Raw genomic sequence first — 22330 nt, 5'->3', positions numbered from 1 at the left:
TGCCGCCGCGAATTCCAGTTCATCTGGCAATCTTGCCTATTCCTATCAAATCGCCCGCAATCACCGCCATAAAGTGCTTGAATGACGCCCGATCCCATCAGAGACGGAGGCCAGGCATGGCCGCCAGCCACCCCCCTGCTGCGGAACGCAGCGAGTCGCAGCGGCGCACCGCCGAGCTCATCGCGAGGCTCTGTCCGACCGAAGGCATCACCCTTACGGCACTGGACGGCGTGACGGCACTGCGCTCGAACGGTCCGCTCAAGCGCATGCCGACGCTGTATGAACCCAGCATTTGCATCGTCGTCCAGGGCCGCAAGCGCGGTTTCCACGGCGACCGGGCCTATGTGTACGACGCGCAGCACTTCCTGGCGCTGGCCGTGCCGCTGCCGTTCGAGTCCGAGACCGAATGCACCCCGGAGGAGCCGATGTTGGCGCTGGCGCTGCGCGTGGACACCGCGTTGACCGCTGAGCTCGCTCTCGCCATCGACGAGGCGCGGGGTCCGGTCATCCAAGCGCCGAAGACGATGATGGCAACACCCATGGACGAGGGTCTGGCCGACGCAACCCTGCGTCTGTGCGCAGCGCTGGTGTCACCGTTGGACGCACGCGTGCTGGCGCCGTCGATACTCCGCGAAGTGACCTACCGCGTTCTCACCAGCGAACAGGGCGGCTCGCTGCGCGCCGCCTTGGCCCAGGAGGGCCACTTCGGCCGTATCGCGAAGGCGCTGCGCCGGATCCACTCCCAGTACCACCACGACCTGGACGTGGCGACGCTGGCCGATGAGGCGAACATGAGCGCCCCGGCCTTCCATCGCCACTTCAAGGCGGTTACCAATACCTCGCCGATCCAGTACATCAAGTCCATCAGGCTGCACAAGGCACGTTTGCTGATGATCCGAAGCGGCGAGACCGCGGCAAGCGCCGCCGTGGACGTTGGCTACGAAAGCCCGTCGCAGTTCAGCCGCGAGTTCAAGCGGCTGTTCGGCAACGCACCGGCCATGGAGGCCAAGCGCCTGAAGAGCGTATTGTCAGTCTCCCCGCCGCCGGCTTTCCGCAACGATGGCGCGGCCGGAGGCTAGGCGAGCGCCACGATCTTGCGAACCTTGGCCGCCACCTCCGGCAGTGCTTCCACGACCGGCAGCTGCAGCGGTTCCGCCGCCTGCTCCTTGCACACGTTCGGGCAGCTCTGCCGCATGTAGTTGACGTCGAAGCGCAGGCGCTCGACCAGAAAATCCACGAACGCACGCACTTTCGGCGACGGCACCCGGCCGCGGGTGAACACGGCGTTGAAGTCGACCTCGGGGCCGACCCAGCCGCCGAGCACGCGCACGGCCTGGCCGCTCTCCACGTAGGGCTTGATGCTGACGTCGCTGGCGAACATCAGGCCCTCGCCGCAAAGCATGGCGCCCTGCAGCGGGCCCGGATCGTTGGAAACGAACAGCGGATTGACCGTGAACTCCTGCAGCGGGCCGCCGGCGGACGACGCCAGCGGCCAGCTGTAGCGGTTGCCGTTGCGGTGCTTGGAAAAGGCCAGCACGCGGTGGTGCTGCAGGTCGTCGGGATGAAGCGGCTCGCCGTGGCGACGGATGTACTCGGGGCTGGAATAGATCTGGGTGCGAAAACTATCGAGGCGCCGCGCCACCAGGGACGAATCGGGCAGCGTGCCGATGCGCAGCGCGATGTCCGTATCCGAGGAGATCAGGTCCACCTTCTCGTTGCCGAGCTGCAGGTCGATGCGTACCTCGGGGTAGCGCTGGTGGAATTCGCTGAGCAGCGGGGCGACCCACAGGATGCCGATCGAGTACGGCGCACTGACCCGCAGCCAGCCGCGCGGGCCGCCCTGCAGCTGGTTCACGGCGCTTTCGGCTTCCTCGAGTTCACGGGCGATCCGCACGCTGTGGTCGTGGTAGACCGCGCCAGCCTCGGTGAGTCCCAGTTTGCGCGTGGTGCGGTTGAGCAACTGCGCGCCCAACCTTTCCTCGAGTTCCTGCACCTTGCGGCTGACGGTGGTCTTGGGCAGGCCGAGCATCCTCGCCGCGGCAGTGAAGCTGCCCTGCTCCACCACTTTGGCAAAGATCAGGGTGTCGTTGAGGTCGCGGGACATGGGCGGCTCCTGGCGGGGGGATCGGGCATTGGCCCGTTGGCGGGACAATTATTCCTTTTTTCGGCGGCTAATCAAGTCGCGAGAACAGGCCTAGATTAGCGACCCTGAGCCCAGGCCTCCCGTAAAAACCCTCCCCTGTTGGAAGGTCTGGGCTCCCTTCCCCGCGAGCATCGCAATGTCGACTGTCCCGATTTATCCAGATAATGGGCTAAGCCGTCCCGCCAGCGGGACAATCCAGAAACCGGTGCTGGTGCTCGGCGCCAGTGGCGAAGTCGGCCAGGCCGTGGTGGGCGCGCTGCTCCAGGCACGACAGTCGGTGATCGCCGTGGCGCCCACGCGCGAGGAACTCGCGGCCCTGGCCCGCCCCGAAGGCACCGACGCCGAGCTGGTGCGCCTGCCCGGCAATACCCAAACGGATACCGCTGGCGCCGCGCTGGCAAACGCCGTCCGCCTGCTGCGGCGCCCGCCGGGGGCCGTGGTGGCGATGGTCGGCGGCTCGTTCACGCCAGGGCGCCTGCTCGACCTTCCGGTCGAACGCCTGCGCGAGAAACTCGACGAAGACCTGTTCCCGCACCTGGTCGCCGCGCGCCACCTGGTGCCGATGCTCGCCGAGCACGCAGCCCACGGCACCTACCTGTTGATCGGCGGTCCGGCCGCGGAATCACCGTGGGCCGGCTACAGCCACCTGTCGGTCAGCTCCGCGGCGCTGCGCATGCTCGCCCTCGCACTTCGCGAGGAAACGCTGGGCGGTCCGGTGCGGGTGCAGCAGCTCGCGGTGTGCGCACCGCTGCTTACGCAGGCCAACCACGACCACGGCTGTCCCGACTGGCCGCGGCCAGAGGAACTGGGACGTCGCGTCGTGGACGTGCTCGCCCTTTCCGGCCACCCGCCGTTGCTGCGCTTCGAGCGCCGCCGCAATCGCTGACGTCCCCTTCCCCGCCCTATCCGAGAGAGATCCCCGATGAACCGTCACCCCCTCCGCCTGCTCGCCCGCAGCGCCACCTTCGCGCTGACGCTCGCCATCCTCGCCGCCTGCGGCACCAAGACCCAGCAGCAGGACGCGATGCCACCCGCGCAGGTCAGCGTTGCACCCGTCATCGTCAAGGACGTCACCGTCACCGATGACTTCACCGGCCGCATCGCCGCGGTGGAGACCGTCGAGCTTCGCCCGCGTGTCGGCGGCTACATCGAGCGCGTCGAGTTCGAGGAAGGCCAGGAGGTGCGGAAAGGCCAGGTGCTCTTCACCCTGGATGCCCGGACCTACCGCGCCGAGTTCGACCGCGCCCGCGCCGAGCTCGAACGCACGCGCAGCCGCGCCGCGCTGGCCGCCAGCGAACTGGCGCGTGCCCGCAAGCTACTCGAGGCCAGTGCGATCTCCCGGGAACTCTTCGAGCAGCGCCGCGCCGCCACGTCGCAGGCGGAAGCCGATGTGCAGGCCGCCCAGGCCCAGGTCGACGTCGCGCGACTGAACCTGGAATTCACCCAGGTGCGCGCGCCCATCGACGGCCTCGCCGGCCGCGCGCTGGTGACCGCGGGCAACCTGGCGTCGCCGGACACCACGGTGCTGGCCACCCTCGTCTCGCTCAACCCCGTACACGTGTACTTCGAAGGCGACGAGCAGACCTACCTGCGATACGCCCGCCAGGCCCGCGAGGACGGGCGCGACGGCGCCCGCGGCGCCAGTAACCCGGTGCGCGTGGGCCTCGCGGGCGAAGAAGGCTACCCGCATGCCGGCATCCTCGACTTCCTCGACAACCAGGTCGACCCGCGCACCGGCACCATCCGCGCGCGGGCAGTGCTTGACAACAGCGAGCGCCTGTTCACGCCCGGGCTGTTCGCCCGGGTGCAGTTGGTCGGAAACGAGCCGGAGCAGGCGCTGCTGATCGACGACAAGGCCGTGCTTACCGACCAGGACCGCAAGTACGTCTACGTGCTGGGCGAAGGCGACACCGCCGTGCGCAAGGACGTGGTGCTCGGCCGCATGGTCGACGGACTGCGGATCATCGAAAGCGGGCTCGTCGCCGGCGACCAGGTCGTCGTGGGCGGCGTGCAAAAAATCTTCTTCCCGGGCATGCCGCTCGACGCCCGGCACCAGGACGGTGTCGTGGGCGAAGCCACCGCCGTCGCCAGCGCGCACTGAACCCTTAAAGCGAGCCCGCCATGGACTTCTCACGCTTCTTCATCGACCGGCCGATCTTTGCCGCCGTGCTTTCGATCGTGATCTTCGCCGCCGGCCTGATCACGCTGCCCCTGCTGCCGGTCGGCGAGTACCCCGAGGTGGTGCCGCCCTCGGTGGTGGTGCGCACCGTGTACCCGGGTGCCAACCCCAAGGTGATCGCCGAAACCGTAGCCACGCCGCTGGAGGAAGCCATCAACGGCGTCGAGGACATGATGTACGTCAAGTCCGTCGCCGGCTCCGACGGCGTCATGATGATGACCGTCACCTTCCGCCCCGGCACCGACGCCGACGAAGCGGCGGTGCGGGTGCAGAACCGGGTCAGCCAGGCGCTGGCGCGGCTCCCCGAGGACGTGCGCCGCCAGGGCGTGACCACCCAGAAGCAGTCGCCGGTGTTCCTGATGGTGGTGCACCTGGTGTCCACCGACGGCCGCTACGACACGCTCTACCTGCGTAACTACATGCGCCTGAACGTGCGCGACGAGCTGGCGCGCATCCCCGGCGTGGGCGACGCCCAGCCCTTCGGCGGCGGCGACTACGCGATGCGGCTGTGGCTGGACCCCGACAAAGTCGCCTCGCGCGGCCTCACCGCGGGCGACGTGCTGCGCGCGGTGCGCGAGCAGAACGTACAGGTCTCGGCCGGCCAGCTTGGCGCCGAACCGATGGCCAATGGCAGCGATTTCCTGCTGCCGATCAACGCCAAGGGCCGCCTCGAGACCGTCGAGGAGTTCGGCAACGTGGTGATCAAGAGCGGCGCCGACGGCGAAATCGTCCGGCTCGCGGACGTGGCCCGCATCGAACTGGCCGCCGGCGACTACACCCTGCGCGCGCGCCTGGACGGCATGAACGCGGCCGCGATCGGCATCTTCCAGGCGCCAGGCGCCAACGCCCTCGACATCCGCGACGCGGTCACCGAGAAGATGCAGGAGATCTCCACGCGGCTTCCGCCGGGCGTTGAGATCAAGTCGGTTTATGACACCACCCTGTTCGTCCGCGACTCGATCAAGGCCGTGGTGGCCACCCTGCTAGAGGCCACGCTGCTCGTGGTGCTCGTCGTGATCCTGTTCCTGCAGACCTGGCGAGCCTCGATCATCCCGCTGATCGCGGTGCCGGTCTCGGTGGTCGGAACCTTCGCGGTGCTCTACCTGCTGGGCTACTCGGTCAACACCCTGACGCTGTTCGGGCTGGTGCTCGCCATCGGCATCGTGGTGGACGACGCGATCGTGGTGGTCGAAAACGTCGAGCGCAACATCGCCGAAGGGCTGACGCCGCTGGCCGCCGCCCACCAGGCGATGAAGGAGGTCTCCGGACCGATCATCGCGATCGCGCTGGTGCTGTGCGCCGTGTTCGTGCCGATGGCCTTCCTGGACGGCGTCACCGGACAGTTCTACAAGCAGTTCGCCGTGACGATCGCCATCTCCACCGTGATCTCGGCCATCAACTCGCTGACGCTATCCCCGGCCCTGGCCGCGCGCCTGCTCAAGCCGCACGATGCCGCCAAGGACGCGCCGTCGCGCCTGATCGACCGGCTGTTCGGGTGGGTGTTCCGTCCCTTCAACCGGTTCTTCAACCGCAGTTCGCAGCGCTACGAGGGCGCCGTGGCGCGCACGCTCGGCCGCCGCGGCACCGTGTTCGGCGTCTATGCGGCACTGCTGGTGGCCACGATGGCGATCTTCGCCACCGTGCCCAGCGGCTTCATCCCGGTGCAGGACAAGCTGTACCTGATCGCCGGCGTGAAGATGCCCGAGGGCGCCTCGATCGAACGCACCGACCGCGCGCTGCAGAAGATCGCGGCCATCGCCGGGGAGATCGACGGCATCGAGAGCGAGATCGCCTTCCCGGGCCTCAACCCGCTGCAGTTCACCAACACTCCCAACAGCGGCGTGATCTTCTTCACGCTCGATCCGTTCGAGCGCCGCGAGCGCAGCGCCGCCGACATCACCGCCGAACTCAATGCGAAGATCGCCGGCATCGAGGAGGGCTTTGCCTTCGCGCTGATGCCGCCGCCGATCCAGGGGCTGGGCAATGGGTCGGGCTACTCGCTGTTCATCGAGGACCGCGCCGGCCTCGGCTACGGCGAACTGCAGAATGCCTTCAACGCCTTCCAGGGCGCGGTGTCGCAGACGCCGGGCATGGGCTTCCCGATCAGCAGCTACCAGGCCAACGTGCCCCAGCTGGAAGCCGAAGTAGACCGGACCAAGGCCAAGGCCCAGGGCGTGCCGCTGACCGAGCTGTTCGAAACGCTGCAGACCTACCTCGGCTCGGCCTACGTCAACGACTTCAATATGTTTGGCCGGACCTGGCAGGTGATCGCCCAGGCCGACGGCCCGTTCCGCGACGACGTGCAGGACATCGCCAACCTGCGCACCCGCAATGACCGTGGCGAGATGGTGCCGGTGGGCAGCCTGGTCACGATCCGCGAGACGTTCGGCCCCGACCCGGTGATCCGCTTCAACGGCTATCCGGCCGCCGACGTGCTCGGCGAAGCCGACCCGCGGTTGTTCGCCTCGGCCGACGCCATGGCCAAGGTCGAGGAAATCGCGGCGCAGGTGCTGCCCCCGGGCATGGGCTACGACTGGAGCGACCTCAGCTACCAGCAAGCGACCCAGGGCGACGCGGCCCTGGTGGTGTTCCCGCTGGCGGTGCTGCTGGCCTTCCTGGTGCTGGCGGCGCTTTATGAGAGCTGGACGCTGCCGCTGGCGGTGATCCTGATCGTGCCGATGACCCTGCTGTCCGCGCTGTTCGGCGTCTGGCTGACCGGCGGCGACAACAACGTCTTCGTCCAGGTGGGGTTGGTGGTGCTGATGGGCCTGGCCTGCAAGAACGCCATCCTGATCGTGGAGTTCGCGCGCGAGCTGGAGCTGCAGGGCAAGGGCATCGTCGAGGCCGCCCTCGAGGCCTGCCGCCTGCGCTTGCGGCCGATCGTGATGACCTCGATCGCCTTCATCGCCGGCACGGTGCCCTTGGTCCTGTCCAGCGGCGCCGGCGCCGAAGTCCGCTCGGTCACGGGCATCACGGTGTTCGCAGGCATGCTGGGCGTGACCCTGTTCGGCCTGTTCCTGACCCCGGTGTTCTACGTCGCGCTGCGCAAGCTGGTGCACCGCCCGCTCGTGTCCCATGCCGCGGCACCCGGCGACGCTGCCGGCCTGGCGACGCATTGATCGCCCGACTACCCCTTGGAGATCCCTTGATGTCCCGCGCCAAACGCTTTGCGTCCGCCCCGCTTCCCTCCGCGATCCTGCTGTCGTTGCTGCTAGCCGGCTGCATGGTCGGCCCCGATACCGTCCGTCCCGAGATCAACACCGGCAACAGCTTCCTGCGGGATGAGACCGCAGCGGGCCGGAGCGGACATTCCGCCGCGGCGTATGCAGGCACCGAGGCCGAGTTCTGGCGGCGTTTCGAGGACCCGCTGCTCGCGCGGCTGGTCGAGGACGCGCTGCGCGAAAACCACGACCTGCGCATCGCACTCGCCCGCGTCGACCAGGCCAGGGCGCTGGCGCGGCAGTCCAGGCGGGACCTGCTTCCGTCCGTCACCGCGGAGGGCGGCTACAGCGAGTCGCGCGCGAGCGCAGACCAACTGCCGGGCGTAGTCCGCAGCGGTCGCGATGGCGAAAGCCACGACGTCGGCGTGCGCGCGGCCTGGGAGCTCGACTTCTTCGGCAGGGTACGCCGCAGTGCCCAGGCCGACAGAGCCGATGCCCAAGCAGCAGCCTACGACCTCGCCGCCCTGCAGGTCGCCATCGCCGCGGAGGTGGCCCAGGCCTATTTCGAGCTGCGCGGCCGACAGTCCCAGCTCGCCGTGGCAAACGACAATGCGGTGAACCAGGCGGCATCGCTGGAACTCGTCACCGCGAGGCTGGACGCCGGCCAGGGAACCGAGTTCGACACCGCGCGTGCCCGCGCCCAGCTCGAGTCCACGCGTTCGCGCCTTCCCGCGCTGCAGGCCGAGGTCGCCATCGCGATGCATCGCATCGCCGTGCTGACCGGCCGCTCGCCCGAAACCTTGGTAGCGACGCTCGAAGAGCCCCTGCCGCTGCCGGTGCTGCTGGATCCCGTCGCGGCCGGCGCACCGGGCGATCTGTTGCGTCGCCGCCCGGACATCGCCGCGGCCGAAGCGCGGCTCGACTCGGCCACGGCCCGGATCGGCGTCGCCACGGCCGACCTGTTCCCGCGATTCACGCTGGGCGGCCTGATCGGCAGCCAGTCCCTGGACGCGGCAGCGCTCTTCGGACGCGACTCAGAGACGCGGCGGGTGGCGCTGGGCGTGGACTGGAGCTTCCTCGAGGCGGGCCGCGTGCGGGCACGCATCGCAGCGGCCGAAGCCGGCGCCGACGAGCGCCTGGCCCGCTATGAGCAGACCGTGCTGCAGGCATTGGAGGAAACCGAGAACGCACTGGTGCGCTACCAGCATGCGCGTGCCGAGCTTGCCTCGCTTCGGGAGGCCGCCGAGGCGGGTACCCGGGGTGCAGCGCTCGCGCGGACGCGCTTCGAGGGCGGGCTGGTGGATTTCATCGATGTCATCGATGCCGAGCGCGCCAGGCTTGACCTCCAGGACCAGCTGGCGCAGAGCCAGGCACGTACGGCCGTCGCCCTGGTGTCCGTGTACCGCGCGCTGTCGGGTGGCTGGCCCGGCCAGCCGCGCAGGCCGCCCGGGCCGACCGGGTGAATCCCGGTACAGGCCAGTGAAAGAACCCTTGCGGCGTCCGCCGCCGGAGCGGCGAAAGGCCACCCAACCGATTGAATGAATTGGGAAATTTTTTGCGCGCGGGGTGGTGGTGCGCGCAGCCCTGATTTTGGGTCAGAATCGGGCGCGCCGCCGCCGAGGTGGCCGTTCAACAGACCCAGGGGAAAACCATGCTTCGTAACGCCGGCCGCACTGTCGCGGCGCGCTTCATGTCGGTTTCGATCCGCCGCGCCTTGCCCGTCCTGCTGCTATGCGGCTTCGGCACCCACGCACTGGCCCAGGCCATCCCGCTTACGGGCGGTACCTACACCCAGGATTTCGACACGCTGGCCAACACCGCCGGCAGCACCACCAACAGCACGCTGCCCACGGGCTGGCTGATCAGCGAAACCGGCGGCGGCGCTCGCGACAACGAGCAGTACGCCGTCGACACCGGCGCCAGCAACACCGGCGACATCTTCAGCTATGGCGCCGCGGGCAGTACAGAACGCGCGCTCGGCAGCCTGCGCAGCGGCACCCTGGTCGCCAGCTACGGCGCCTGCTTCAGCAACAGCACCGGTTCGACGCTGGCGTCCTTCGATGTCGCCTACACCGGTGAACAGTGGCGCCTGGGCACGGCGGCCCGCACCGACCAGATCGACTTCCAGTACAGCCTCGACGCCACCTCGCTGACCACCGGCACCTGGGTGGACGTCAATGCACTCGACTTCATCACGCCCAACACGGCCACCACGGGCGCCAAGGACGGCAACGCTGCCGGCAACCGCACGGCGCTGTCCGCGACCGTCGGCAGCCTGGCCATCGCCAACGGCAGCACGTTCTGCCTGCGCTGGAACGACGCCGACGCCACCAGCGCCGACGACGGCCTGGCCATCGACGACGTCTCGGTCACGGTCGGCGGCGGCAGCGGCCTGCCGGTACTGACGATGTTGGATGCCGCGGCCCCCGAGGGCGACGGCCCGGGCACCAGCTTCTCCGCCGGGGTGCTGCTTCAGCTGAGTGCACCGGCCGGCCCCGGCGGCGTCAGCTGGGAAGCCACCGCCACGGGCGGCACCGCCACGCCCTTCGGCGATGGTAGCGACCCCGACTACGATTTCGGGGAGCAGACCTGGAGCGGCGTGATCCCCGAGGGGCAGTCCGCCATCAGCTTCGTGGTGCCCGTGGTCGGCGACACGCGTCCCGAAGCCGATGAAACCTTCATCGTCACCGTCTTCAACGTCGTCGGCGCCGTGGTGGCCGATGGCATCGGCGTGGGCACGATCCAGAACGATGACTTCACCATCGTGCCGATCGCCGAAATCCAGGGCGCGGGCCTCGACTCGCCGCTCACCGGCAGCACGGTCACCACCGTCGGCGTGGTCACCGCGCAGAAGTTCAACAACGGCTTCTTCCTGCAGACGGCGGATGCCGAGACCGACCTCAATCCGGCGACGTCCGAGGGCATCTTCGTCTTCACCAACACCGCGCCGCCCGCCTCGGCCGCGGTCGGCAACCGCGTGCGCGTCACCGGCACGGTCGCGGAATTCACGCCGACCACCAACCTCAACCAGCTCTCGATCACCCAACTCACGCAGGTCGCGTCCATCCAGGTGCTGTCGTCCGGCAATGCCCTGCCCACCCCGGTCGCGCTGACCAGCACGGACTTCGGCCCGACCGCCCTGCCCGGCACCGCCGAGAAGTACGAAGGCATGCGCGTGAGCGTGGCCAATGGCCTGGTGGTCGCTGCCTCCGACGGCAACATCAGCGAAGGCCCCGCGACTTCCACCACCACCGGCGTCTTCCACGTCGTGGTGCCCGGCGTGGACCGTCCGTTCCGCGAGGCCGGCATCGGCGTGCTGGACGTGTTCCCGATCCCGGGCGGCAAGACGCCGCCGCGCTTCGACACCAACCAGGAACGCCTGATGGTGCGCAGCCGTGGCCAGGTCGGCGCCACCGCCATCGCGCTCGACGCCGAGGCGCAGGTCTCGAACCTGGTGGGCGTGCTCGACTACTTCTCCGGAACCTGGGCGCTGCTGCCGGATGCCGGCTCGCCGCCCACGGTGAACGGCGGCAAGGCAGGCACCCCGGTGGCCGATGCCGCGTATGAAGACGTTACCATCGGCGCCTTCAACCTGCTTCGCTTCTTCGACGAAATCAACGACAGCAACGGCGCCCCGACCCTGCAGGTCGCCGCGCTGGACAAGCGCCTCACCAAGACCTCGCTGGCCATCTGCGACTACGTCAAGGCGCCCGACATCCTGGGCGTGGTGGAAGTCGAGAACCTGCGCGTGCTCGGCCTGCTCGCCGACCGCATCAACGCCACCTGCGCCCGCGCGCCGCAGTACGTGCCCTACCTCGTGCAGGGCAATGACCCGGGCGGCATCAACGTCGGCTTCCTGGTCAGCACGCGCAGCCTGGGATCGGTGAACCGCGTGGACGTGGTCGAGGTCGTGCAGTACGGCAAGGACACCCTGTTCACCAACCCGGATGCGTCCACCAGCCTGCTCAACGACCGCCCGCCGCTGATGCTGCGCGCCGTCGTCAACCAGGACAACGGGGCCACCTACCCGGTCACGGTGTTCGTGAACCACCTGCGCTCGCTCAACGGCATCGACGACTCGACGGCCGGAAGCAATGGCTGGCCGACGGAAAGCGATCGCGTGCGGAACAAGCGCGCGCAGCAGGCGCTCTACCTGGCCAACCTGGTGGAAGCGCGCCAGCAGGCCAATCCGGATGAGCACATCGTCCTGCTCGGTGACTTCAACGCCTTCGAGTTCAGCGACGGCTACGCCGACGTCATGGGCATCATCCGCGGCGACGAAGCGCCCGAAGCCGAAGTGCTGACCTTCACGGCCAGCCCGGTCACCGCCCCGCTCATCGACGGCTCCGAACTGATCACGGAGGCCGCCGAGCGCTACTCGTACGTCTTCGCCGGCAACGCGCAGACGCTCGACCACGTGATCGTCAACGAAGCGCTGGTGATGGACACGGGCAGCCTGTCGGTCGACCACGCCCGCATCAACGCCGACTTCGGCGTGCACCACTACGGCGTGGCCGGCATCGCCCTGCGCACCTCCGACCATGATCCGGTGCGGCTGGCCATCGGTGTCCAGGACTTCCGCACCGCCGACCTGTCCATCACCGCCGGCGCCACGCCGGCCTCCGTCGCGGGCGGCGGCATCGCCACGTTCACTGCCACCGTCGACAACGACGGCCCGAACGAAGCCATCGCGCCCAGCGTCGCGCTGGTGTTCGACGCGCTGGTGTCGGTGACGGTCAGCGAGCCGGTCGGCTGGAGCTGCGGCACGCCGGTGCAGGCGGGCGGCACCACCAGCGTCAGCTGCACGACGTCGTCCCTGGCCGTCGGTGCGCAGGCCAGCTTCAGCGCCGCCGTGACGGTGCCGCTGCAGGCGTCGCCGAGCACCCTGCAGATGGACGCGGCCGTGCTGTCGCAAACCAACGACCGCAACGCCGCCGACGATTCGGCCACCGCCAGCGTGGCGGTCGAGGCCGCGCTGCCGTTCGCCGACCTGGGCCTGCGCCTGATCGGCGGCCCGGTGGGCAGCGTGCCCGCTGGCTACATCACGACCACGGTGGTGCAGGTCCGCAACGGCGGCCCGAACGCCAGCAGCCAGCCGACGGTGACCTTCACCGGCAACGTGGGCCCGGGCAGCGCCTCGGTGCTCCCGCCGGCCGGCTGGAACTGCGTGGCCGGCTCGCTGGGCAACGGCAATTTCAACACCGTGTGCACCGCCACCGGCAGCCTCGCCAGCGGCGCCCGCGTCAACTTCACCCTCAACGTCACGGCGCCGAACGTGCAGGGCCAGCCCACGCTGACCTACCGCGCCACGGTGGGCTCCACCACCACCAGCGACCCGTTGCCGGTGAACAACAGCGCCACCCGCACGCTGCAGGTCGAGGGCGCGCCGGCCACGATCCCGGGCCAGTCCGGCCGCGGCTGACCCTTGGCGCCATCGCAACCCCCGGAAGCGCGGCCCAGGCCGCGCTTCTTTTTTGGCCACTGGATCCCGGACCCGGGATGCGGCCCGGCGTCGTCCGCCAACCGGGCCAAGTCCGGAGCCCGGGTCATGCCCCGGAAGAAACCTTAATCCGGATACACCGCCACGATCTCGCAGCCGCGCCTGGACAGCACGGCGCTGATATCGCTGCCGGCCATGCCGCCGAGGGACTCGGAGAGGATGACCCGGTCGCCCGGATTGCCGCAAATCCAGCCGATGCCGACGCCGGAGACGAAGCTCAGTTGGGTCGAGTACTCGGCTTCCGGGCACGCGCCGGTAAGTTCGAGGCGATAGCTGGCCCGCTCGCGCGAACCGCGCCGCGGCTGGGTGGTGACCACGATGTCGCCGTCGAGGGTGTGCCACCCGCGGACGCGGCGCGGATCCACGCAGTACTCCGGCGAGGGCGCGAAGCGGCGCTTGGGCTGGGACTTGCCGTCCACCACCACGGTGGCCAGGGTCGGCGTCGGGTTCTTGTGGGCGTCCTCGCGCAGGGCCAGCGCCCAGCCGCGCGCGTCGAGCGGCTGCACGCCGCCGATCGCGCAGTCCCTGTCGCCGACACGCAGCCACTCGCGGCCGGTGCCGCAGACCCAGCCGTGCGGGGCGATGGCCAGCAGCGCTGCGCCATCCGCACGAGGGCAGGCCTCCGCCAACGTGATGCGATGGGCGCCGGTGGGGGTGCGCAGCAGGACGACGCGTTCGTCGAGATGCCGGGCCTCGGTGACGGCGCGGGCGTCCATGCAGTCCGGATGCGGTGCCGCGGGGCGCGCCGCCGGCGCGATGTCGGACGCGGCGACGTTCGTCGCCAGCAGGAGGCCCAGCCAGGAAAAACCGATCAACGCTTGGATCCTCCGTGCCTGCCGCGTGGGGCGGCGTTTCGCGGGATGCCGCGAACGCGGCACGATGGCGCTGACGGTATCATGGCCCCTCGTCCTTCAAAGGCCTGCCCCATGGCCAAGCCCAACCCGCTCCAGGAACAATTGCTCAAGGCCGGCCTGGCCAAGAAGTCCAAGGTCGCCGAAGCCGCCCGCGCCCAGGAAAAGGCCCGGCACGGCAAGGGCCCGGCGGAATCGGCGGAAATCCAGCGCGAGGCCGAACGCGCCCGACTCGAGAAGGTCGAGCGCGACCGCGCTTTGGCGGCGGAACAAAAGGCCAGGGCCCGCGCCAGCGAGCTGCTGGCGCAGGCCCGCCAGATCATCCAGGACAAGAAGCTGCCGCGCGCCGGCGACAGTGAGTATCGCTTCACCGCCGACGGCGCCATCCGCACCCTGCTGATCGACGCCGAGCAGCGCAAGCAGCTGGCCTCCGGCGCGATCGTGGTCGCGCGCCTGGGCGAGCGCTACGAGCTGCTGCCCCGCCGCGCCGGCGACCAGGTGCGCGAGCGCGCGCCCGACCTCATCGTGCTCGACCACGGCCAGCCCAGCGACGCGCCCGCTGCCAGCGACGAGGACGACGCCTACTACGCGCAGTTCAAGGTGCCCGACGACCTGGTCTGGTGATCAGGCCAGGAACACCCTCGGGTGCTCCGGCGTGTCCGGCGGCGGCGGCATTCCCTTCCAGCTCCCGATGCGGGCGATCCCGGTGCCCCAGGCATCAAAGACCATCGCTTGGGCCGGCTTTCCCCAGCCCCAGGCGTTGATCGCGGTTTCGCGCGAGCGTGCCCGTTCCCGGAAGTGTGCGGCCCGGGCTTGGAGCCTGGCCGGGACCTCGTCAAATCGCCCGTTTGCCACAGCCCCCAGCAGGCAGGCCAGGCCCGCCGTATCGTCCTGGCGCAGGTTCGTGGCCCGCAGGGATGGGAGCGCCAGGTCCGCCGGTTCACGGCCCGACAGCAGGCGAACCATGGCCCTCGTCAGCGCCGCGTGGGGACGCTGGTTGACGTTCAGGGCCTCGGGTGGCCAGAACGCGGATTCATCCAGCGTCGCGCACCACGCCCGGGTGTTGTCGGCGTCTCCGTCGAGCAGTCGCAACACCAAGGCGCTCAGCAAGCCCGCCCACATCTGCCGCTGGGAGGCGTCGCCCGCCAGCGCGCGCAACGCCTCCCCGCGCACGCCGTCGACGGCACCCACCCGCCGGAACCAATCGCGCGCCGCCGCAAGGTCACCATCCAGCCGCCAACTGCCCTGGCCAAGCAGCAGCACTGACTCGCAATACTCATCGCACATTCGAAAAGTGTGGCCATGCAGGCCCTGGACGCGCTGGACAGACAGCGCCTCGTCCCAGCCATCCACCAGCTGATTGAACGTTTCAAGCGCGTTCCCACGCTGCCTGCGCGCCTCGGCCAGCGGGTCGGGCCCGGTCACGTGCTTTTTTCCTGAACGACGTCGACGGCACAGGCCATCGACACGGCTTCGTAGCCGGCAAATGCACGGCCCGGCGCGCAGGTCGCACACTCGGGATCGGCGGACAGTCGCGTTTCCCGGAAGCGCATGCGCAGCGCGTCGAAGTGCAGCAGCCGCCCCGTCAGCGGCTCGCCCAAACCCAACAGCAGCTTGATCGCCTCGGTGGCCTGCAGCAGGCCGATGATGCCGGGCAGCACGCCCAGCACGCCGGCCTCGGCGCAGTTCGGCGCATCCTCGGCCGCCGGCGGTTCGGGGAACAGGCAGCGATAGCAGGGCGCCCTGCCCCGCTGGCGGCCGGCGTCGAACACGCTGACCTGCCCTTCGAAGCGGTGCACGGCGCCGTAGACCAACGGCTTGCCCAGCTGCACGCAGGCGTCGGACAGCAGGTAGCGCGCGGCGAAGTTGTCGGCGCCGTCCACCACCACGTCGACGTCGCGCACCAGCGACTCGACGTTGTCGGCGGTGACGCGCACGCGGTGCGTCTCGATGCCGACGCGCGGATTCAGCGCGCGCAGCGCCTCGCGCGCCGAATCCACCTTTGGCACGCCGATGCGCGCCTCGGTGTGCAGGATCTGCCGCTGCAGGTTGCTGCGGTCCACCACGTCGTCGTCGGCCAGCACCAGCCGGCCGACGCCCGCCGCGGCGAGATAGAACGCCGCCGGCGAACCGAGGCCGCCCGCGCCCACCATCAACACGCGCGACGCCGCCAGTTTGCGCTGGCCTTCGAGCCCCACCTGCGGCAGTCGCAGGTGGCGCGAGTAGCGCTCCAGGAAATCCGCGTCCTCGTCGGCACCGGACATCTCCGGCAAGCCGTCGCGCCGCCACTGCTCGAAGCCGCCGGCCACGGAGGCCAGCCGCGTGTAGCCGCGCGCGCGCAGCGCCCTGGCCGCCGCCAGCGAGCGCATGCCGCCGGCGCAGATCAGCAGCACTTCGGCAGCGGGCTCGGGCAACCACTGCGCCGGCGCGGCCTCGAGCGCGGCGCGCGGCACCGCCAGCGCCTCGCGCGGCAGGCCCAGGGCGTGCTCGCCGGGCTCGCGCACGTCCACCAGGCGGGCGCCGGCCTGCTGCCGGCGCAGGGCCTCGGCGGGCCCGATTTCCTCGATCTCGTCCATGCCCGCCAGTCTAGCGCCCTGCCCCGCCGGCCGGCAGGCGCTTGACCGCGGTCAACGGCGGCGGCCGGCGGGCATGGTGCAATCAGGCATGCTGCGGATGTCGCTGCGGACGGAGCGCGTTTCGATGACCGACCCGCTGTCCCCCACGCCTGCCGGCGGCCTCGACCCCGCCGAGGCGGTGCGCCGCCTCGCGGCGTTCGGCCCGAACGCGCTGCCCGCGCCGAAGCCGCGCAGCTTGGCGCGCATCGTCCGCGAAGTGCTGACCGAGCCGATGTTCCTGCTGCTGGTGCTGGCCGCCGCCAGCTACGTGCTGCTGGGCGACCTGGGCGAAGGCTTGCTGCTGGGTGCGTTCGCCGTGCTCACCATCGGCCTGGTGGTGATGCAGGAGCGACGGGGCGAGCGCGCGCTGCAGGCGCTGCAGGCCCTGGGCACGCCGGTGGCCACCGTGCTGCGCGGCGGCGAGGCGCGGCGCATCCCCGGGCCCGAGGTGGTGCCGGGCGACCTGCTGCTGGTGGAGGAAGGCGAGCGCATCGCCGCCGATGGCGTGCTGCAGGCCTGCCGCGGGCTGACGGTGGACGAGTCGCTGCTCACCGGAGAGAGCGTGCCGGTCGGCAAGCGCGCCGCGCGTGCCGGGGATCCCGACGCCGCCGACCCGGGCGGCGACGACCTGCCCTTCGCGTATTCCGGCACGCTGGCCACGGCGGGCGACGGCCGCGTGCTCGTATCCGCGACCGGGCTCGCCACGCGGGCGGGCCGCATTGGCCGCTCGCTGGCGGTGATCGAGACCGAGGCGACGCGGCTGCAGCTGAACACGCGCCGGCTGGTGCGGCTGTTCGGCCTGTTCGCCGCGGTCGTGAGCCTGGCGATGCTGCTCTTCCACGGGCTGGTGCGCGGCGAATGGGTGGAGGGTCTGCTCGGCTCGATCGCGCTGGCGATGGGCCTGCTGCCGGAGGAATTCCCGCTGGTGCTGACGGTGTTCTTCGCCATCGGTGCGTGGAGGCTGGCGAAGGTGAACGTACTGGCGCGACGTTCGGCGGTGATCGAGACGCTGGGCGCAGCCACGGTGCTGTGCGTGGACAAGACCGGCACGCTCACCGAGAACCGGATGCGCATCCGCTGCCTGGACGCCGGCGGCGAGGTGTTCACCGCGGACGACTCGCCGGGCGCGATGGACGCGGCGCAGCGCGAATTGCTGGAGCATGCCTTCCTGGCCACTCGGCCGCAGAGCTTCGACCCGATGGACCGTGCGGTCGGCGAACTGGCGCTGGCCTCGCTCGAGGGGCGCGACCCCCGGCATGCCGACTGGTCGCTGGGACGCCACTACGGCCTCACGCCCTACCTGCTGGCGATGTCGCAGGCGTGGCGCACGCCGGCCGGCCACCACGCCTTCGCCAGCAAGGGCGCGCCGGAAGCCGTCGCCGACCTGTGCCACCTGCCGGAAAACGACAAGGCCCGCTGGATTGCGCGCGTGGCGGCACTGGCCGCCGACGGTTTGCGCGTGCTGGCCGTGGCGGCGGGTGACCACCGCGGCGAGGCGCTGCCGGACGACCCGCACGACGTCGACTTCCGCTGGCTGGGGCTGGTCGCGTTCGAGGATCCGCTGCGGCCCTCGGTGCCCGCCGCGATCGCCGAGGCGCGGCGCGCCGGCATGGCGGTGAACATGATCACCGGCGATTTCCCGGCTACCGCCTGCGCGATCGCGCGCCAGGCCGGCATCGACACCGGCGCCGGCGCCCTCACCGGCACCGAGCTCGACGCGCTCGACGACGCGGCCCTGCGCGCCGCGCTCGGGCGCACGCACGTGTTCGCGCGCATCCGGCCGGAGCAGAAGCTGCGCCTGGTCGAGGCCTTCAAGGCCCGCGGCGACGTGGTGGCGATGACCGGCGACGGCGTCAACGACGCGCCCGCACTCAAGGCCGCGCACATCGGCATCGCCATGGGCCAGCGCGGCAGCGACGTCGCCCGCGAGGCGGCGGCGATGGTGCTGCTGGACGAGGACTTCGGCGGCATCGTCGCGGCGGTGGCCGTGGGCCGGCGCATCTTCGACAACCTGCGCAAGGTGATGCTCTACATCGTCGCCATCCACATCCCGATCGCGGGCCTGGCGATGCTGCCGCTGCTGCTCGGCCTGCCGCCGTTGCTGCTGCCGCCGCACGTGGTGCTGGTGGAGATGATCATCGACCCGATGTGCTCGGTGGCTTTCGAGAACGAGCCGGCGGAAGCGGACGCGATGCGGCAGGCGCCGCGGCCGCTGTCGGAGCCGCTGGTCGGCGCGCGCCAGCTGTGGGTCGGGCTGGCGCAGGGGCTGGCGCTGCTGGCGGCGTGCCTGGGCGTTTACGTGTTCGCGCTGCGCAGTGGCGACGGCGCGGAGACCGCGCGGACGCTGGCCTTCCTGGCGCTGACCGCCGGCAACCTGATGCTGGTGCGCAGCAACGCCAGCCGGCGCAGCGCCTTCCTGCCGGCGGCGCAACGGCGCACGGCGTTCTGGGCGATCACCGGCGTGGCCTCGGGCGTGGTGCTGGTTTGCCTGGCGGTGCCGGCGCTGCGCGCGCTGTTCGGCTTCGGGCTGCCGCACGCCGGGGACGCGATGCTGGCGATCGCCGCCGGTGGGCTCGGCGGCGCGCTGCTGGAATTCGGGAAAGCGTTCCCGTGGGTTCGCGCCGCGATCGGCCACGCACCCGCGGCGCGCGCGGGCTAGAGGCCGCCGAGCCCGCCGAAGGCCAGCACGTCGACGCGGTCACCCGCGGCATAGTCGGCCGCGCCCTCGGGCAGCCGGATCAGCGCATTGGCGTCGGCGGCGCCGCGCAGGCGGTGCGAAGCCACGGCGGGATTCGGCCGCACCTGCAGCTGGCCGGCGTCGCTGCACGACAGGTTGCCGCGCATGAACTCGAGGCGCGCATGCGGCTTGGCGATCGGCGTCAGCAGCTCCGCGCGCAGCGGCGCGCGCGGCGCGGTGCGTCCCTGCAGCGCATCGAGCAGGCCGCGCCCCAGCGTGAGAAAGGTGGCGAGCACCGACACCGGGTTGCCCGGCAGCCCAAGCACCAGCGCCTCGCCCAGCCGGCCGAACAGCACCGGCATGCCGGGCTTCATCCGCACTTTCCAGAAATACACCTCGCCCTGCTCGCGCAGCAGCGCCGGCAGGTGGTCCTTCTCGCCGGCCGAGACGCCGCCGCAGGTGATCACCAGGTCGAACGAGAATGCCGCGTCGCGCAGCGCGATGCGCATGCGCTCCGGATCATCGGGCAGCACCGGCCACGCCACCGGCTCCAGGCCTTCGGCCATCAGCAGGGTTTGCAGCAGCACGCGGTTGCTGTCGTGGATCTCGCCCGGCGCCAGCGGCTGGCCGGGCGGGCGCAGTTCGTCGCCGGTGGTGAACACGGCGACGGTGGGCCGGCGATGCACCTCGAGGCCGTCGTGGCCGAGCGCGGCGGCCAGGCTCAGCCGGGCGGGCGTGAGCACGTCGCCCGCCTGCAGCACGCGGTCGCCGACCGCGACATCCTCGCCCGCGCGGCGCACGTGCGCGCCGGGCGCGACCGTCGTCGTGGCGACCACGCGGCCGTCGGCTTCGCGCGCATCCTCCTTGATCAGCACCGCGTCGGCACCCGCGGGCATCGGCGCCCCCGTGGTGATGCGCGTGCACTCCCCGGCCCCGAGCACCAGGCCGTGGCTGGGGCCCGCGAACTGCTCGCCGGCCAGGCGCAGGCCCGCCGCACCGGCGGCGTTGATCTCGGCGGCGCGCAGCGCGTAGCCGTCCATCGCGGAATTGTCGAAGCCGGGGAGCGGCAGGCCGGCGACGAGATCGGCGGCGAGCACGGCGCCGTGGGCGCGCGACAGCGGCTGGCGCACGCTCTCGAGGCGGCGATCGGCGGCGACCCGGGCGAGGATGGCCAGGGCGTCGTCGAAGGCGATGCGGGTCGGGAACGGATCGGTCACGGGTCGTAGCCTTCGGGGAAATCGTGCGGGGTGTTGAGGTTCTGGAGCCGGTGCGGCGCGAGGTCGAGGCGCGACACGCGCAGGCGCGCCACGAGCCGGCGTGCGGCGGATTCTCCCGCGTCGAGCATCGCGCCGGCGTGTTCGCGCAGCGCGTCCGTGCGCCACAAGCCGAGCAGCGGCTGCAGGCCGTCCGCATCCGTGACCACCACGCCGTCGCCGTCGGCCGAGGAGGCCAGGTCGTCGGCAAGGCCATCCGGCAGCCGGTCCAGGTCCACCGGCACGGTCATCAGCCAGGGCGTGCCGCAGGCGGCGGCCAGGGCCTCGATGCCGGCCAGCGGACCGGCGAAATCCTCGCGCCGGTCCAGCACCGCGCGCAGTCCCCGCGCGGCGAAGCGCGGATCGTCGGCGCGCACACTGACGAGGCGCTCGGCGAACGCCCCGGGAAACGCCATCAGGATGTTCTCGACCAGGGGCGCGCCGCGGTGCCGCACCCAGGCCTTGTCGCGCCCGCCCAACCGCTGCCCGCGTCCGCCGGCCAGGATGCCGAGCGTGATCGCGTCGCGGTCGATCACCGGCCCTTGACGTGCTTCATCAGGCGGCGCTTGGCCTTGACCTGGCGATCGGTGAGGACGTTCTTCTTGCCCTCGTAGGGGTTGTCGCCTTCCTTGAAGACGAACTTGATCGGCGTGCCGACCAGCTTGAAGCGCTTGCGGAAGAAGTTCTCGAGGTAGCGCCGGTAGCTTTCGGTCAGCGACGTCAGGCGGTTGCCGTGGACTATGAACGTGGGCGGGTTGGCGCCGCCGGGATGGGCGAACTTCATCTTGGCCACGTGCCCGCGCACCACCGGCGGCGGGAAGCTTTCCACCGCCACCTGCAGGGCCTTGGTCGTCTCGGCGGTGCTGAACTCGTGCGTCGCCGAGGCGTGGGCCCGGTGGATGGCCTTGAAGAGTTCCTTCAGGCCGGTGCCGTGCTTGGCCGAGATGGTCACGCGCTCGGCCCACTCGCAGAACGAGAGCTTGCGCTCGAGCATCGAGACGGCCTGCTCGCGGGTGTACTTGTCCTGGCCGTCCCACTTGTTGACGGCGATGACCAGGGCGCGGCCGGAGTTGAGCACGTGGCCCAGCACGGTGGCGTCCTGTTCGGTCACGCCTTCGCCGGCGTCGAGCATCACCACGGCGACCTGGCAGTTCTCGATCGCCTGCAGGGTCTTGAAGACGCTGAACTTCTCGACCGCCTCCTCGACCTTGGCGCGGCGGCGCAGGCCGGCGGTGTCGATCAGCTTGTAAGGCCGCCCGTCGCGCTCCATGTCCACCGCGATCGAATCGCGGGTGGTGCCGGGCACGTCGGAGGCGATCATGCGCTCCTCGCCCAGCAGGCGGTTCACCAGGGTGGACTTGCCGACGTTCGGGCGGCCGAGGAAGGCGATGCGGATGCGGCCGGGCTCGTCGGGGACGATCTCGACGTCACGCTCGGCCGGCAGTTCGGGGATCACCTGCTCGAGCAGGTCGTCGATGCCGCGCTGGTGCGCGGCCGAGACCGGGATGACGCGGTCGACGCCGAAGCGTGCGAACTCGCCCAGCACCGCCTGTTCTTCCAGCCCATCGGTCTTGTTGACGACCAGGAAGAAGCGCCGGCCGCTCTTGCGCAGCCAGTGCAGGATGTTCTCGTCCAGCGCCGACGGGCCTTCGCGGCCATCGACGACGAACAGCACGAGGTCGGCCTCGCCTACGGCCGACCGGGCCTGGCGCGCGGTTGCGCCGGCCAGGCCCTCTTCGTCGCCCGACATGCCGCCTGTGTCGCAAAGCGCGAACGGATGGTCCTCGTCTAGGCGGCAGATGCCGTAGTTGCGGTCACGCGTGACGCCGGGCTCGTCATGGACGAGCGCGTCGCGGCTGCGCGTGAGCGCATTGAAGATGGTGGACTTGCCGACGTTCGGCCGGCCGACGAGAGCGACCAATGGCAACACGATGGATCTCTCCCGGTGGGC

15 protein-coding genes are annotated in these 22330 nt (G+C 70.6%); 8 read left to right on the top strand and 7 right to left on the bottom strand.

Features of this window, described 5'->3' with window-relative positions:
- Window positions 1-116: 116 nt before the first annotated feature.
- A complete protein-coding gene (locus tag VFV21_RS05275) occupies window positions 117-1079 on the top strand; it encodes an AraC family transcriptional regulator (RefSeq protein ID WP_329668431.1) in 963 nt (320 codons plus the stop codon).
- Here the strand turns inward: VFV21_RS05275 and VFV21_RS05270 are convergent.
- Window positions 1076-2104, bottom strand: a complete 1029-nt coding sequence (locus VFV21_RS05270) for a LysR family transcriptional regulator (RefSeq protein WP_329668430.1) — start codon at window positions 2102-2104, stop codon at window positions 1076-1078. The genes VFV21_RS05275 and VFV21_RS05270 overlap by 4 nt on opposite strands.
- A 250-nt stretch (window positions 2105-2354) precedes the next feature.
- Here VFV21_RS05270 and VFV21_RS05265 point away from each other — a divergent pair, with 250 nt between their 5' ends.
- From VFV21_RS05265 to VFV21_RS05245, 5 genes are all read left to right on the top strand, one after another.
- The gene (locus VFV21_RS05265; protein ID WP_329668429.1) at window positions 2355-3029 is read left to right on the top strand and encodes an SDR family NAD(P)-dependent oxidoreductase; all 675 of its coding nucleotides are present in this window, start codon (window positions 2355-2357) and stop codon (window positions 3027-3029) included.
- A 36-nt stretch (window positions 3030-3065) separates the two neighbouring features.
- Window positions 3066-4244: an efflux RND transporter periplasmic adaptor subunit gene (locus VFV21_RS05260; RefSeq protein WP_329668428.1), complete on the top strand. Its 1179-nt coding sequence runs from the start codon at window positions 3066-3068 to the stop codon at window positions 4242-4244.
- A 20-nt stretch (window positions 4245-4264) separates the two neighbouring features.
- The gene (locus VFV21_RS05255; RefSeq protein WP_329668427.1) at window positions 4265-7441 is read left to right on the top strand and encodes a multidrug efflux RND transporter permease subunit; all 3177 of its coding nucleotides are present in this window, start codon (window positions 4265-4267) and stop codon (window positions 7439-7441) included.
- A gap of 29 nt (window positions 7442-7470) precedes the next feature.
- Window positions 7471-8946, top strand: a complete 1476-nt coding sequence (locus VFV21_RS05250; RefSeq protein ID WP_329668426.1) for an efflux transporter outer membrane subunit — start codon at window positions 7471-7473, stop codon at window positions 8944-8946.
- A 188-nt stretch (window positions 8947-9134) separates the two neighbouring features.
- On the top strand, window positions 9135-12905 hold the full coding sequence (locus VFV21_RS05245; protein ID WP_329668425.1) for an endonuclease/exonuclease/phosphatase family protein: 3771 nt from the start codon (window positions 9135-9137) through the stop codon (window positions 12903-12905).
- A gap of 143 nt (window positions 12906-13048) precedes the next feature.
- On the opposite strand, the gene VFV21_RS05240 is transcribed toward VFV21_RS05245, so the two are convergent.
- Window positions 13049-13798, bottom strand: coding sequence for a hypothetical protein (locus VFV21_RS05240; protein WP_329668424.1), 750 nt, complete (start codon window positions 13796-13798; stop codon window positions 13049-13051).
- A 111-nt stretch (window positions 13799-13909) separates the two neighbouring features.
- Between VFV21_RS05240 and VFV21_RS05235 the strand changes: the two genes are divergently transcribed.
- Window positions 13910-14458 (top strand): DUF2058 domain-containing protein, encoded by a 549-nt coding sequence (locus VFV21_RS05235; RefSeq protein WP_034211147.1) that lies wholly within the window; start codon window positions 13910-13912, stop codon window positions 14456-14458.
- Here VFV21_RS05235 and VFV21_RS05230 read toward each other — a convergent pair whose 3' ends face one another.
- The gene (locus VFV21_RS05230) at window positions 14459-15259 is read right to left on the bottom strand and encodes a hypothetical protein (RefSeq protein ID WP_329668423.1); all 801 of its coding nucleotides are present in this window, start codon (window positions 15257-15259) and stop codon (window positions 14459-14461) included.
- Window positions 15256-16410 (bottom strand): molybdopterin-synthase adenylyltransferase MoeB, encoded by a 1155-nt coding sequence (moeB, locus tag VFV21_RS05225; RefSeq protein WP_329668422.1) that lies wholly within the window; start codon window positions 16408-16410, stop codon window positions 15256-15258. Before moeB ends, VFV21_RS05230 begins: the two co-directional genes overlap by 4 nt.
- 124 nt (window positions 16411-16534) lie before the next feature.
- On the opposite strand from moeB, the gene VFV21_RS05220 reads away from it, so the two are divergent.
- Window positions 16535-19108 (top strand): cation-translocating P-type ATPase, encoded by a 2574-nt coding sequence (locus VFV21_RS05220; RefSeq protein WP_329668421.1) that lies wholly within the window; start codon window positions 16535-16537, stop codon window positions 19106-19108.
- On the opposite strand, the gene glp is transcribed toward VFV21_RS05220, so the two are convergent.
- From glp to der, 3 genes are read right to left on the bottom strand one after another with little or no spacing between them, the layout of a single operon-like run.
- A complete protein-coding gene (glp, locus tag VFV21_RS05215) occupies window positions 19105-20343 on the bottom strand; it encodes a gephyrin-like molybdotransferase Glp (protein ID WP_329668420.1) in 1239 nt (412 codons plus the stop codon). The two genes, VFV21_RS05220 and glp, sit on opposite strands and share 4 nt — an antisense overlap.
- Window positions 20340-20915, bottom strand: a complete 576-nt coding sequence (locus VFV21_RS05210; RefSeq protein WP_034211141.1) for a molybdenum cofactor guanylyltransferase — start codon at window positions 20913-20915, stop codon at window positions 20340-20342. The genes glp and VFV21_RS05210 overlap by 4 nt, the downstream gene beginning before the upstream one ends.
- A complete protein-coding gene (der, locus tag VFV21_RS05205; RefSeq protein ID WP_034211139.1) occupies window positions 20912-22309 on the bottom strand; it encodes a ribosome biogenesis GTPase Der in 1398 nt (465 codons plus the stop codon). The genes VFV21_RS05210 and der overlap by 4 nt, the downstream gene beginning before the upstream one ends.
- Window positions 22310-22330 lie beyond the last annotated feature (21 nt).

It is taken from the genome of Arenimonas sp. (genome assembly GCF_036275555.1).
Taxonomy (GTDB): domain Bacteria; phylum Pseudomonadota; class Gammaproteobacteria; order Xanthomonadales; family Xanthomonadaceae; genus Arenimonas.
The sequence above is the reverse complement of the archived record's forward strand: the minus strand, read 5'-3'. Positions and strand labels throughout refer to the sequence as shown.